Source organism: Burkholderia perseverans, assembly GCF_022870505.1.
GTDB classification, from domain to species: Bacteria; Pseudomonadota; Gammaproteobacteria; order Burkholderiales; family Burkholderiaceae; genus Burkholderia; species Burkholderia plantarii.
Map to the genome: position 1 here is coordinate 2,897,714 of NZ_CP045094.1, position 12,456 is coordinate 2,910,169.

The 12,456-nt window shown below is 67.4% G+C and carries 9 protein-coding genes and 1 tRNA gene; 3 read left to right on the forward strand and 7 right to left on the reverse strand.

The window, feature by feature from the left end; genetic code table 11:
• Positions 1-131 precede the first annotated feature (131 nt).
• Both BpN12_RS27365 and BpN12_RS27370 read left to right on the forward strand, forming a co-directional pair.
• A complete protein-coding gene (locus BpN12_RS27365) occupies positions 132-1,433 on the forward strand; it encodes a dicarboxylate/amino acid:cation symporter (RefSeq protein ID WP_246795327.1) in 1,302 nt (433 codons plus the stop codon).
• A 193-nt stretch (positions 1,434-1,626) separates the two neighbouring features.
• Entirely contained in the window at positions 1,627-2,727 is a 1,101-nt protein-coding gene (locus BpN12_RS27370; RefSeq protein ID WP_246795328.1) for a porin, read from the forward strand.
• A gap of 36 nt (positions 2,728-2,763) precedes the next feature.
• Here the strand turns inward: BpN12_RS27370 and BpN12_RS27375 are convergent, their stop codons facing one another.
• From BpN12_RS27375 to BpN12_RS27395, 5 genes are all read right to left on the reverse strand, one after another.
• Positions 2,764-3,636, reverse strand: coding sequence for a LysR substrate-binding domain-containing protein (locus BpN12_RS27375; protein ID WP_246795329.1), 873 nt, complete (start codon positions 3,634-3,636; stop codon positions 2,764-2,766).
• 97 nt (positions 3,637-3,733) lie between these two features.
• The gene (locus BpN12_RS27380) at positions 3,734-4,873 is read right to left on the reverse strand and encodes a M20 family metallopeptidase (protein ID WP_246795330.1); all 1,140 of its coding nucleotides are present in this window, start codon (positions 4,871-4,873) and stop codon (positions 3,734-3,736) included.
• A 5-nt stretch (positions 4,874-4,878) separates the two neighbouring features.
• Complete coding sequence (locus tag BpN12_RS27385; RefSeq protein WP_246795331.1) at positions 4,879-5,649, reverse strand: maleate cis-trans isomerase family protein; 771 nt, start codon at positions 5,647-5,649, stop codon at positions 4,879-4,881.
• A gap of 82 nt (positions 5,650-5,731) precedes the next feature.
• The gene (locus tag BpN12_RS27390; RefSeq protein ID WP_246795332.1) at positions 5,732-7,294 is read right to left on the reverse strand and encodes an amino acid ABC transporter permease/ATP-binding protein; all 1,563 of its coding nucleotides are present in this window, start codon (positions 7,292-7,294) and stop codon (positions 5,732-5,734) included.
• 123 nt (positions 7,295-7,417) lie between these two features.
• A complete protein-coding gene (locus BpN12_RS27395; protein WP_246795333.1) occupies positions 7,418-8,311 on the reverse strand; it encodes a transporter substrate-binding domain-containing protein in 894 nt (297 codons plus the stop codon).
• 1,238 nt (positions 8,312-9,549) lie between these two features.
• On the opposite strand from BpN12_RS27395, the gene BpN12_RS27400 reads away from it, so the two are divergent.
• Positions 9,550-10,563: a hypothetical protein gene (locus BpN12_RS27400; RefSeq protein WP_246795334.1), complete on the forward strand. Its 1,014-nt coding sequence runs from the start codon at positions 9,550-9,552 to the stop codon at positions 10,561-10,563.
• Between the two features lie 198 nt (positions 10,564-10,761).
• Here BpN12_RS27400 and BpN12_RS27405 read toward each other — a convergent pair.
• Together BpN12_RS27405 and BpN12_RS27410 are read right to left on the reverse strand one after the other, a co-directional pair.
• A tRNA-Ser gene (locus tag BpN12_RS27405) sits at positions 10,762-10,855 on the reverse strand.
• 174 nt (positions 10,856-11,029) lie between these two features.
• Positions 11,030-12,280 carry an aspartate kinase gene (locus BpN12_RS27410; RefSeq protein WP_070106862.1) on the reverse strand — a complete coding sequence of 417 codons (1,251 nt, stop codon included), beginning with the start codon at positions 12,278-12,280 and terminating at the stop codon, positions 11,030-11,032.
• Positions 12,281-12,456: the final 176 nt, after the last annotated feature.

Here is a 12,456-nt window from a genome sequence, read left to right on the forward strand (position 1 = left end):
TACACACGAGCCGCCGGATCAGGCGGCCGCCTCGCCGGACGGCGGCATGCAAGCCGCCGCCCGCGCGATCTACCCGATCAGGAGACGACGATGCACCCCAACGCCCCCCTCATCCTCGCGCGAGCGGCGTCATGAACGACAGCGCAGCCATCACCCCGCCGCGGCGACAGGCGAAGACGCCGTTCTACCGCAAGCTCTACGTCCACGTGCTGGTGGCGATCGTGCTCGGCGTGCTGCTCGGCCATCTGGCGCCGGAGCTGGCCGTCAAGATGAAGCCGCTCGGCGACGCGTTCATCAAGCTGATCAAGATGGTGATCGGCCCGATCATCTTCTGCACCGTGGTGACCGGCATCGCCGGCATGGGCGACATGAAGAAGGTCGGGCGCGTGGGCGGCAAGGCGCTGCTCTACTTCGAGGTGGTCTCCACCATCTCGCTCGTGATCGGCCTCGTGGCCGGCCACCTGTTCCACCCGGGGCGCGGCTTCAACCTCGATCCGGCGACCATCGACACCAAGGCGCTGGCCGGCTATGCCACCGCCGCGCACGCGCAGAACACGGTCGAGTTCCTGATGCACATCATCCCCGAGACGATGACGAGCGCGTTCACCACCGGCAACGTGCTGCAGATCCTGCTGATCTCGGTGCTGTTCGGCGCGGCGCTGGCCGCCGCCGGTGAACGCGGCCGGCCGCTCGTGACGATGATCGACCAGTTCGCGCAGACCTGCTTCGGCATCGTCCACATCATCATGAAGGTGGCGGCGATCGGCGCGTTCGGCTCGATCGCGTTCACCATCGGCACCTACGGGATCGGCGCGGTGGTGCCGCTGCTCAAGCTGATCGGCGCGTTCTATGCCACGCTGGTGATCTTCGTGGTGGTGGTGCTCGGCGCGATCGCGCGGCTGCTCGGCTTCAGCATCCTGCGCTTCATGAGCTACATCCGCGAGGAGATCCTGATCGTGCTCGGCACCAGCTCGTCGGAGGCGGCGCTGCCGCAGATGCTCGAGAAGCTCGAACGGCTCGGCTGCTCGAAATCGGTGGTGGGCCTCGTGATCCCGGCCGGCTATTCGTTCAACCTCGACGGCACCAACATCTACCTGACGATGGCCGTGCTGTTCATCGCCCAGGCCTTCAACGTCGACCTCACGCTGACCCAGCAGCTCACGCTGGTGGGCGTCGCGATGCTGACCTCGAAGGGCGCAAGCGGCGTGGCCGGCGCGGCCTTCGTGATGCTGACCTCCACGCTGCTGGTGTTCCCGATCATCCCGGTCTCGGGGATGGTGCTGATCCTCGGCATCCATCGTTTCATGGGCACCGGCCTCGCGATCGCCAACACCATCGGCAACGGCGTGGCCACGCTGGTCGTCTCGGCCTGGGAACGCGAACTCGACCGCGAGCGGCTGAACGAGGAAATGTCGCGCCGCCGCGGCGGCTGAGCCCGTCCCCCGGCCCCGGCCCGCCCGACAGCCGCCCTCCCTTTTTCTCTCGCATCCGGCGACCCGCTCACGGCGGGCGCCTACCTGCCCGCGCCTGCCACGGCACGCGCGGCGGGGACGCCTGCGTACGTCGCCAGCACGGCGACGACGCGGCGCGATCACCGCAGTTCCATAACAACGTCTGGAGACAATCATGCAACGCACCCCCTCGGCCCTCGCCCGCCGCGCGCGGCGCTTCACGCCTGCCTGCGCCACCTGCGCCGCCACCGTCGTCTGGCTCGCAGGCGGCGCCGGCGCGGCTCACGCCGATCCCTCGCAGATCAACGCCGGCGCCGCGCAGCTGAGCACCTCGACCGTGCAGATGTACGGCCTGATCGGCATGTACCTCGACAGCTCGAAGCTGAGCACGGCGCGCGCCAGCACCGTGCAGGAAGGCGGCGGCGGCCTGACCACCTCGTTCTGGGGGATTCGCGGCCGCGAGGATCTGGGCGGCGGCTACGCGGCCGTCTTCAGCCTCGAGAGCTTCTTCCGGCCGAACACCGGCCAGATGGGCCGCAACACCACCGACGGCCTGTTCTCGCGCAACGCCTACGTCGGCCTGACGGGCGGCTTCGGCACGCTGAAGTTCGGCGAGCAGACCAACCCCACCTACCTGAACCAGCAGCTCGTCAATCCGTTCGGCTCGTCGGTGGTGTTCTCGCCGCTGATCGTGCAGTCCTACACGGCGAGCTACAACAACACGCAGATCGGCGACACGGTCTGGCAGAACGCCGTCGAATACGTCACGCCGAGCTACGGCGGCCTGACCGGCACCGCGATCTACAGCGTGAGCAGCACCACGGGACACCAGGGCAAGGACGACGTCGGCCTGCACCTGACCTACGTGCGCGGGCCGTGGACGGCGGTGTTCTCGGCACAGCGCGACCGCACCGCGGCGGTCGCGCCGATGACGGGGCAGACGCTCTACCTCGCCGGCGCGGCCTACGACGCGAAGTTCGTGAAGCTCTATGGCGCCGCGCAGATCACCAGCAACGCCGGCGTCGAAACCGGCTCGCACACCTACGAACTCGGCCTCACCGTGCCGCTGTCGCCCGCCGCGCGGATCCTCGCCGAGTGGGCGCGCACGCGCCACAGCGCGCCGCGCTCGGCCAGCGACACGCGCAACACGGCCAGCATCGCCTACGACTACACGCTGTCGAAGCGCTCGCAGGTCTACGTCGTCTACTCGTATGACCGGCTCTCGGGCAACCCGTCGGGCAGCACCTACGGCGTGGGCATGCAGCACACGTTCTAGCCGCGGGTTCCAGCCGCAGGTTCCAGCGATGGCGGCTCAGTCGCGGTCCTCGGCGCAAATCGCGATGAACCACTTGCAGAACGCCTGCGTGGCGTGGCTGCTTTCCCGGTCGTAGACAAGGTAGTAGCCGTGATCGTCGAGCGTGGACACGTCCGAGAGCACCACCAGCTCGCCGCGCGCGAGCTCGCGGCGGAACACCTCCACGGGGCACAGCGCCACGCCGTGCCCGGCGATCACGGCCGTCGCGAGCAGGTTGAAGTCCTGGTACACGGGGCCATGGACCAGCCCCTCGGGATGCAGGCCGGCTTCCTCGAACCAGGCCTCCCAGGCCGAGACGAACTCGTCGTGCAGCAGCGTGGCGTGGTTCAGCTGCGCGTCGCAGCGCTTTTGCGCCAGATACTGCGGGCTCGCCACCGGCTTGTTGGTGCGCGAGAACAGCATCGCGTGCGCGATGTTCTTCGACGGGATGTGCTGGTGCGTGATCAGCACGTCGTGCCGCTCGGGATCGAACAGCTCGTGCGCGCGCGAATACGACACCTCGATCGCGATGTCGGGATAGAGCGCGGTGAAACGCGGCAGCGCCGGAATCAGCCAGCGCGCGGCGACCGACGGGATGCAGGCCACCGAGATGCCCTTGCGGTGGCGGTTGATGCTCAGCGACTGCGACACCGCCGAGATCGCCGTCAGCGCCGGCTGGATCGTGTGGAAATACTGCTCGCCGGCCGAGGTCAGCACGGCGCCGCGCCCGGTGCGCTCGAACAGGCGCCGGCCGAGCCAGGTCTCGAGCTTCTTGATCTGGCCGCTCACGGCGGCGTGCGTCACGTGCAGTTCCTCGCCCGCGCGCGACAGGCTCTTCAGGCGCGCGGTGGCCTCGAAGGCACGCAGGGCGTTCAGCGGCGGCAGGATCATGGCCGGGCGGCTCCATTCGGCAACGGTCGGGACGATCGGGATAATCGAAACGTTCGGCGCCGGGCCGGCGCGCCGGGTGCGGCTGCGATCCGCGCGCTCATTCCAGGTGCGCGCGGGCCACGCGCTCGAAGATGCGCACCGACGCTTCCAGCTTGTCGAGCTCGACGTATTCGTCGATCGCGCCGCTCATGCCTACCTCGCCCGGGCCGATGATCACCATCGGCAGCCCCAGCGCGGGCGCGATCACGGCGCCGTCCGAGTAATAGGCGACGCCGGCCGGCCCCGGCTCGGCCACGCCCTGCGCGCGGCAGGCCGCGACGCACTGCGTCACGAACGGATGATCGTCGGGCGTGTCCACCGGCGGCTTGAAATCGAGCAGCTCGATCGTGATGTGCGGTCCGGCAATCGCACGAAACGCCGCCACCACCGATTCGGGCGACTGGCCCGGCACCAGCCGCACGTCGATGTCGGCCGACGCCTCGGGCGGCACCAGCGGCGTCGCCAGCCCGCCGCGGATCGTGCCGACGTTGATGGTGGGCGCGCCGACGTGGCGATGCGCGGGCGCCGCGAGTGGCAGGTCGTGCGCGCGGTCGAGATAGCGCGCGAGCCGCACGATCGCGTTGCCGCGATCGCCCGTGCGGTCCTCCGAGAACGCGTTGTGCCCGTAGTCGCCGCACGCGCTCGCGCGCAGCCACAGCGCGCCCTTCTCGGTGACGAACGCGCGATTGCCGGTGGGCTCCGAGATCAGCAGCGCGCCGACGCCCTCGAAGTGGCCGCCGTCGAGCAGGCGGCGCGCGCCGAGGCAGTTCGAGTTCTCGGCCGCCGAGAACGTCAGCAGCAGGTCGCCCCGCGGCCGCCAGCCGGTCCGGCACAGGTTCAGCGCGGCCACCGTCATCGCCGCCATCCCGCCTTTCATGTCGGCGGCGCCGCGGCCATACAGCCGCCCGGCGCGGATCTCGCCCGCGAACGGGTCGACGCGCCACTGCTCGCGCGCCACGCCGATCGTGTCGAAATGCGCCGAGAACGCCAGCGCGGCACGCTGGCCGGCGCCGCGAATCCGCGCGACCAGGTTGGTGCGGCCCGGCGCGATCTCCTCGATCAGCGGCTCGATGCCGGCCGCGCGCAGCGCCTCGGCGACGACGCGCGCCGCGCGATGCTCGTTGCCGGGCGGATCGATGGTGTCCTGCGCGATCAGCGCGCGGGTCAGTTCGACGGTCTCGCTCATGATTGCACTCATGGTTGTCACCTGGGTTCGCTGAGCAGGCGGCCGTGGCCCGAGATCGGGGCGCGCCAGCCGGTGAGGCGCAGGGCGTGCCAGAAGGCCGCCTGGTTGCTGACCACCACCGGCAGCCCGGTGCGCGCCTCAATCTCGTCGATCACGTTCAGCGCCCGGGTGCCGGTGCAGGAAATGAAGATCGCATCGGCGCCGTCGAGCCGCGACGCCAGCGCGGCCTCGACGAAGAACGCCTCCGGCAGCGAGCCGATCGCGTGGTCGGTATCGTAGCCGGCGATGCGCACTGAGGTCGGCTCGATGCCGCCGTCGGCGAGAAAGCGCATCACGTTGCGCGTCATCGCCGCCGTGTAGGGCGTGACGAGCGCGACGCGCCGCGCGTTCAGGGCGTTCAGCGCCGCCAGCGCGGCCGTGGCAGGGTTCGTGACGGGTACGCCCGGCCGGCCGCGCTGCACCAGCTCCGCCACGCGCCGCGGCCCGATCAGCGTGGAAGCCGAGGTGCAGCCGAACACCACCGCGTCGAGCCGCGAATCGGGGATCAGCAGCCGCGCCGCGCCCTCCAGCTCGTCGGCCAGCGCGAGGAACGTGCGGTCGCTGTTCGGTGTCTCCAGCGGGATGCGCGTCGAGAACACGCCCACCCGGTCGTCCGGCACGAGGCGATGGAAATCGCGCTCGATGACGGGGTCGGTCGACAGCACGATCAGGCCGATGCGGGCCGCGGCGCCATACGGTTCGCCGAGCCTGACGTCGGGGTCGTGGATCACGGGCGCGACTGCTTCCATCCTGCACCTTCCTTTTTCAATTCCGATGAGCACCGCGACCGGCGCCGCGAAGTGCTCCGATTCTGCTCCGATTCTGCTCCGACTACTGCGCGGACTCCCGCAGGAACGCCGCCACGCGCGCATGGCCGCCGCCGAACAGCGTCGCCGGCGCCTCGTCGGCCACCACGCGGCCGTCCTCCATGAACACGATGCGATCCGAGATGCGCCGCGCGAAGCGCATTTCGTGCGTGACGATCACCATCGTCATGCCGCTCTCGGCGAGCGCCTCGATGGTGCGCAGCACCTCGTTGACGAGTTCCGGATCGAGCGCCGAGGTCGGTTCGTCGAACAGCATCACGCGCGGCGCCATCGCCAGCGCGCGCGCGATCGCCACGCGCTGCTGCTGGCCGCCCGATAGCTGGTGCGGATACTTGTGCGCATGCGCCTGCATCTCGACGCGCGCGAGCGCCGCCATGCCCAGCTCGCGCGCCGCGGCGCCGCGCGCACGACCGTGATGGCGCACCGCCAGCGTCACGTTCTGCAGCACGCTCAGATGCGGGAACAGGTTGAAGCTCTGGAACAGCATGCCGATCCCGGTGATGCGGCGGCGGAAATCCGGCGCGATGCGATTGCGGCCCGGGTTGCCGTCTGAATTGCCGTCTGAATTGCCGCCCACCTCGCCAGGCCCCGTCGCGTCGATCCACGGCCGGCCGTCGAACGAGATGCGGCCCGCGTCGATGTCCTGCAGGCCGTTGAAGGTGCGAAACAGCGTGGTCTTGCCGGAGCCCGACGGCCCGATGATCGACACCACCTCGCCCTGCCGGACCCGCAGCGACACGTCGTCGAGCACGCGGCGCGCGCCGAGCCGCTTCGAGACGCCGTCCACTTCGATCAGCACCGGGCTGTCGGGCGCGAGCGCGCGGCGCGGCGGCGCCTCGGGCCGCGCCGGCCGCGGCGCATCCGGCGGCGGCGGCTCCGCGCGTTCGCGCGCGCGCGTGACGTCGAGCCGGCGCTCCAGCGCGCCGACCAGCGCGTTGAACACCGTCACGATTCCCACGTAGAACGCGGCCACCACGATCAGCGTGTCGAGTACCTTGAAATTCTGCGTGTAGAGGCGCTGCCCGACGAGCAGGATCTCGGCCAGCGAGATGACCGAGACCAGCGAGGTCAGCTTGACGATCGTGATGAATTCATTGGCGAGGCTTGGCAGCGCGAGGCGGAACGCCTGCGGCACCACGATCAGCCGCAGCCGCCCGACGAAGCCGATGCCGAGCGCGCGGCCGGCCTCGTGCTGCCCGGCCGGCACGCCGAGCAGGCCGCCGCGCAGGATTTCCGCGAGATAGGCCGATTCGCTCGCGACCAGCGCGACGAGGCCGGCGCGGAACGGATCGGACAGCACGCCCGAAGCCGCCGGCACCAGCTGCGGCAGGTTGTAGACGAAGATCAGCAGCACCAGCAGCGGCAGGCTGCGGAAGAACCAGACGTAGGCACGTGCGCCGAGCCGCAGCGGCGCGAAACGCGACGCCTTGCCGAGCGCGAGGCCCAGCCCGAAGCCGATCCCGAGGCACCAGGTCAGCGCCGACAGCAGCACCACCGTGCCGGCGGCACGCCAGAAATCGCCGTCCGCGAACAGGCCCAGCACGTAGCGCCAGTCGATCTCGGTCACGCCCGCCCTCCCCGCGCCGCGCCGCTGGCCACCTTGCGGGCAACATTGGAGACAACGGCGCGCCGCCGGCGCGCCACCGTCGGGCCGACCGTTCTCGCGGCGCGCACCACCCGCGGCATCGCGTTACTGCGCGCCGATGGCGGCCTGGTATTGCGCCTCGGTCGGCACGCCCATGCTGTAGCGCCGCACCAGCTTGTCGTAGACGCCGTTGGCACGGATCTTCGCGAGCGCGGCCTCGAGCGCCGCCTTGATCTCGGGATGCTGCTTCGACACGCCGAGGCCGAGCACCACCGGGTAGAGGATTTCCGGCGTGCTGATCTTCAGGCGGCCGCCGGTCTTGCCGACCGCGACCTTCAGCACCGCGACGTCGTCGGCCTGCGCGTCGACGTTGCCCGACATCACGGCCTGGGTGCCTTCCGCCGAGGTCGGGAATTCGTGGATGTCGACGCTCTTGCCGTCGGCCGCGCAGGCCTTGCGGATCGTGTCGATGTAGGCCGCGCCCTTGATGATGCCGACCCGCTTGCCGCACAGCGCCGTCGCCGTCGCGGGGCTGAACGTGCCATGGGCCGGCACGATGAAGCCGAGCCCCGCGGTGGCGTAGGGAATGAAGTCGATCTGTCTGGCGCGTGCCGGATTGACGAACATCGACGAAGCGATCACGTCGAATTTGTCCGCCTCGATGCCGAGAATCAGGCTTTCGAAACGCGTGTCGAGAAACTGCAGCTTGAAACCACCGGCCGTGGCCAATGCGTTCATCAGGTCCGCGTCGAAACCGGCCGGCTGTTTCGCGTCATTGAAATAGATATACGGCGGAGACGTAATATCGCTGCCGACCCGCAAGGTCTTGCCGGTCAGGCTCTGCGCATGCGCCACGGTAATCGTCAAAAGCAGAATGCCTACAGCTTTGAAAACAGCCTTCACTTGGACTCCTCGTTCTTCATCAGAATCTTTGCGGGGAAGCGCCCCCCCTGCGTGCGGCATGACTGCGCCCGCCCGGGCCCGCCATTGCCGGGCCATTCAGCCGGATCGGCATGATTGACGATAGAAAGTTACGGCACAAGCGAGGAAAACTATTCGACCATTAGAAAAACTTAATACACTGCAATCACTCTTTATCGAAAATCATATCAGAATAAAAAAGAGACGAACGGTATCACGATGTCAGAAATAGTGACATCGCAGTAAGAAAATCCAGCTTTTATTTTCCCGGCAGTCGCCCGTACCATCTGGGAATGCGGGCCGAGGTCGGGCATCGATCACGAAATCGGCAAAACGTCGAATCCTTACAGGTCCCGAGACGGGTCGGAACCCTGCTGAAACGGGAGTCGGCGCATGACCCGGCACGCGCACCAATAACTCGCGCCATGGCCACGAACGGCCCGCAAACTGTCACGATTCGGTAATAAAGCCGCGGGTAGCGGTAGATTAATTGAAGCGATGAATGCCGGCGCAATATGCACGGCATCCATTCGAATAGAAATAAATCGATTCGAGAAAGCCCCGTGATCGGGGACATGAATATTGCCGCACCGATTATGGCGAGGCCACGCATCACGAAATGCGCGAGCGGCTCGCCCGATGTGTCGTGATTCGTTCTGGCTTTCTCGGCGGCATATATGCATGACCGGCGGCATTGCGATTCCTGCATGCCGCCGCGCCCATGGCCATCGGCATGGCGCGAGGCGACCACCTGTTTTTTACTGACGGCTTTTCGCGCGCATGCGCGTGCTCTCTCGGCGCGAGCCTCTCTCTCTCGCGTCCCGCCTGGACCCTATATGCTCTCGATGCTCGGAAGCAGGCGGTCTCGTAGCGTGCAACTTCGACCACGCACGCTACTTTTTTATTCCTGCCGCCGCCGGTGAGGGTCACCGGCGGCGACTCCCTCCCCTCGCGCATCGCTCCCTCGCGCCTTGCGTGCAAGCGGGTGCCGCCGTCAATGGTTGCGCGGAAATCGCAAGTTCATCGAAATGTTCTGATTGCGGGTGCGCGACCGGAATCGGCATCCTCACACGCGATGACGGCTGCCCCGATGACGGCTTCCCGTTTCGCTCGTGCCACGACGGTATCGGTCTCGGGGCTCGGCGGTTAACGGCACGCCGCCCCAAGGCACGCCGTCCCAACGCCGCGAAGGCCAGCGCCTCACGTCTCACGCAGCCGGTCGTCAGTTTCCGCATTTTCAGCCTGCCGAATGGCCAGCCGCATCGCGCCGGCATTCTCCACCGGTGCTCCCGATACGCGGCGACCGCGAGGAATCCATGTCCAGCATTGCATTTATCGAGGTGGAAGGCCGGTTCACGATGCCGCCGTCGCGCTCGTCCGCGCCATCCTCCTATGGTCACGAATGGGCGCTGCTGCCGCCCGAGATGGTGCCGCGCACGGGCATCCGTTCGCTCTATGCGGCGATCGTGCATACCGCCTGCCTCGACGTCGACGCATTTCTCACCTTGTATCGTTGGGATAGCGAACGAAACGGCTTTTCTGTCCCGGCCACGATTGCCGCGGCAGTTCATGCGATCCCGGCTGCGGAGGCGCCGCACGAAATCAATCCCCGGGAGGCCGTGTGCGCGGCGGCGGAACCCTTCCCTCAGACGGCGCGCCCGATCGGCATATCCGAGGCACCACGGTATCGCGCCGCGCGACGCCCCTCACGTTCGTTCCGGCGTCTCGTGGGCGGAATCGGCATCGTGGGGGCGGCCATGCTGCTCGGCTGGATCGTGATCGATCATCTGCCGTCGCGTCCGGAAGGAAAGGCGACGATCAACACCTGGCCGGATGCTGCCGATGGCTCGAGTTCCCGTGGAGCAGCATCGAACGCGCCGTTGCAGGGGCGTGCCGGCGTCGCACCTGGGCGTGATCTTGCCGATATCGTGACAAGTCCGCGCCGCACGCCGATCTCCAGGCATGCCGACGCGGACGCACGCTTTCACGATGATTCGATGACCGAGCCTCTGCGCGCCGATTCACGCCGCCTCGCGCCTTCACGCACCGTTGCGATAGCCCGTGAATCCGCCCGACCGGGCGCGATGATCGGCAGCGACAAGCCGGCTCGCCGCGCCTCCCGTCCCGTGATCCACCGTGGCGCCAAAGCCCGTCCCGCCACGATTGCGTCGGATGATTTCGACATCGACGACTACGCCGCTCTCGCCGACGAGTTGCGGCAACGCGACTCGATGCCCCCGCGAGACGGCATGGTGCCTGCCGGCACCGAATGGGCCGAGCAGATCTCGCAGCGTCGCCTTACCGACATTCCGGAGCAGTTTTCGAAGTAAGCGATGCGTGGCGGCGGATGGCCTGCTCGTGATCGAGATGTCGCCATGCATGAAGCGCACCGGCCGCGGACCGACACATCGGCCCCGGAAAATCCACCTGAAGCCGCAGAGACCCGAATCCAGCCTGCAACGCCGAAAAGAACCGCGAAAGAAAAAGCCCCGTAAGTCCGAGAACTTGCGGGGCTTTGTCACCGCTTTTGGCGGAGACGGAGGGATTCGAACCCTCGATCCAGGTTTTGGCCCAGATGCTCCCTTAGCAGGGGAGTGCCTTCGACCTCTCGGCCACGTCTCCCAAACTTTCGCTCGCGCCAGGGAGGCAGCGCGACGAGAACAAGATTTTATCTGGCCACGGCACGAAGGTCAAATGTTTCGGCACGCTTTTTTCGTGCCGTCGCGGCCCGAATCCGGCGGTGGTTCACGGCGCCGTCATCGAACGATGGATGCCGGTGCCGCGCGTTCGCGCCGCTTACGCCTGGTCGAGTTCGAACGCCTTGTGCAGCGCGCGCACGGCGAGCTCCATGTACTTCTCGTCGATCAGGATCGAGATCTTGATTTCGGAGGTCGAGATCATCTGGATGTTGATGCCCTCTTCCGACAGCGTGCGGAACGCCGTGCTCGCCACGCCGACGTGCGAGCGCATGCCGACGCCGACCACCGACACCTTCGACACCTTCGGATCGCCAAGCACCTGCTCGGCGTTGACGTGGCCCTTGACCTGGTTGGTCAGGATCTCCATCGCGCGCTGGTAGTCGCCACGGCCGACCGTGAACGTGAAGTCGGTCTTGCCGGCCACGCTCTGGTTCTGGATGATCATGTCGACATCGATGTTCGCGTCGGCCACCGGGCCGAGGATCTGGTAGGCGATACCGGGCTTGTCGGGCACGCCCATCACCACGATGCGCGCTTCGTCGCGCTGAAATGCGATGCCGGAAATGACTGCCTTTTCCATGGTCTCGTCTTCTTCAAAAGTAATCAGGGTGCCCGACTTCATTTCTTCGTCGAGGGCGATGAGAGGATCGGTCAGGCTCGACAGCACGCGCGTCTTCACGCGGTACTTGCCGGCGAATTCGACCGAGCGGATCTGCAGCACCTTCGAGCCGAGGCTGGCCATTTCCAGCATCTCCTCGAAGGTCACGCGGTCGAGGCGGCGCGCGCCGTCCACCACGCGCGGGTCGGTCGTGTAGACGCCGTCGACGTCGGTATAGATCAGGCATTCCTCGGCCTGCAGCGCCGCGGCCACCGCCACCGCCGAGGTGTCCGAGCCGCCGCGGCCGAGCGTCGTGATGTTGCCGGCCGGATCCACGCCCTGGAAGCCGGTGATCATCACCACCTTGCCCGCCGCGAGGTCGCGCTTCACGCGTTCGTCGTCGATCGACTGGATGCGCGCCTTCGTGTACGCGTTGTCGGTCTTGATCGGCACCTGCCAACCCGCGTAGCTGACGGCCGGAATGCCGATCTCCTGCAACGCGATCGACAGCAGACCGACGCTGACCTGCTCGCCCGTCGACGCGATCATGTCGAGTTCGCGCGGATCGGGCCGGCTCGAGATCTCTTTCGCGAGACCGAGCAGGCGGTTCGTTTCGCCGGACATCGCCGACGGCACGACCACCATCTGGTGACCGGCCTGATGCCATTTCGCGACGCGTTTCGCGACGTTCTTGATGCGCTCGACCGAGCCCATCGAAGTGCCGCCGTATTTATGTACGATGAGTGCCATTGTCGTTCTGAACTGGAAATTGACCGCGCGGGTACACTGCGCCGGAAGCCGCGCCACCGTTCGGTCTCGCGGCTTGTGGCAGGGGACGACGGGAAAGGCGACGGGGAAAACAGTGTGCTGGCGTGGCGGATTTGCCCGGTCGGCGGATCAGGCCGCGCAAACCGGGTACGTCACGC

What these genes read in the sequence shown, in the direction of transcription:
- BpN12_RS27365 (WP_246795327.1), top strand. Translation starts at nt 132, where the DNA reads ATGAACGACAGCGCAGCCATCACCCCGCCGCGGCGACAGGCGAAGACG.
- BpN12_RS27370 (WP_246795328.1), top strand. Translation starts at nt 1,627, where the DNA reads ATGCAACGCACCCCCTCGGCCCTCGCCCGCCGCGCGCGGCGCTTCACG.
- BpN12_RS27375 (WP_246795329.1), bottom strand. Translation starts at nt 3,636, where the DNA reads ATGATCCTGCCGCCGCTGAACGCCCTGCGTGCCTTCGAGGCCACCGCG.
- BpN12_RS27380 (WP_246795330.1), bottom strand. Translation starts at nt 4,873, where the DNA reads ATGAGTGCAATCATGAGCGAGACCGTCGAACTGACCCGCGCGCTGATC.
- BpN12_RS27385 (WP_246795331.1), bottom strand. Translation starts at nt 5,649, where the DNA reads ATGGAAGCAGTCGCGCCCGTGATCCACGACCCCGACGTCAGGCTCGGC.
- BpN12_RS27395 (WP_246795333.1), bottom strand. Translation starts at nt 8,311, where the DNA reads ATGGCCCGGCAATGGCGGGCCCGGGCGGGCGCAGTCATGCCGCACGCA.
- BpN12_RS27400 (WP_246795334.1), top strand. Translation starts at nt 9,550, where the DNA reads ATGTCCAGCATTGCATTTATCGAGGTGGAAGGCCGGTTCACGATGCCG.
- BpN12_RS27410 (WP_070106862.1), bottom strand. Translation starts at nt 12,280, where the DNA reads ATGGCACTCATCGTACATAAATACGGCGGCACTTCGATGGGCTCGGTC.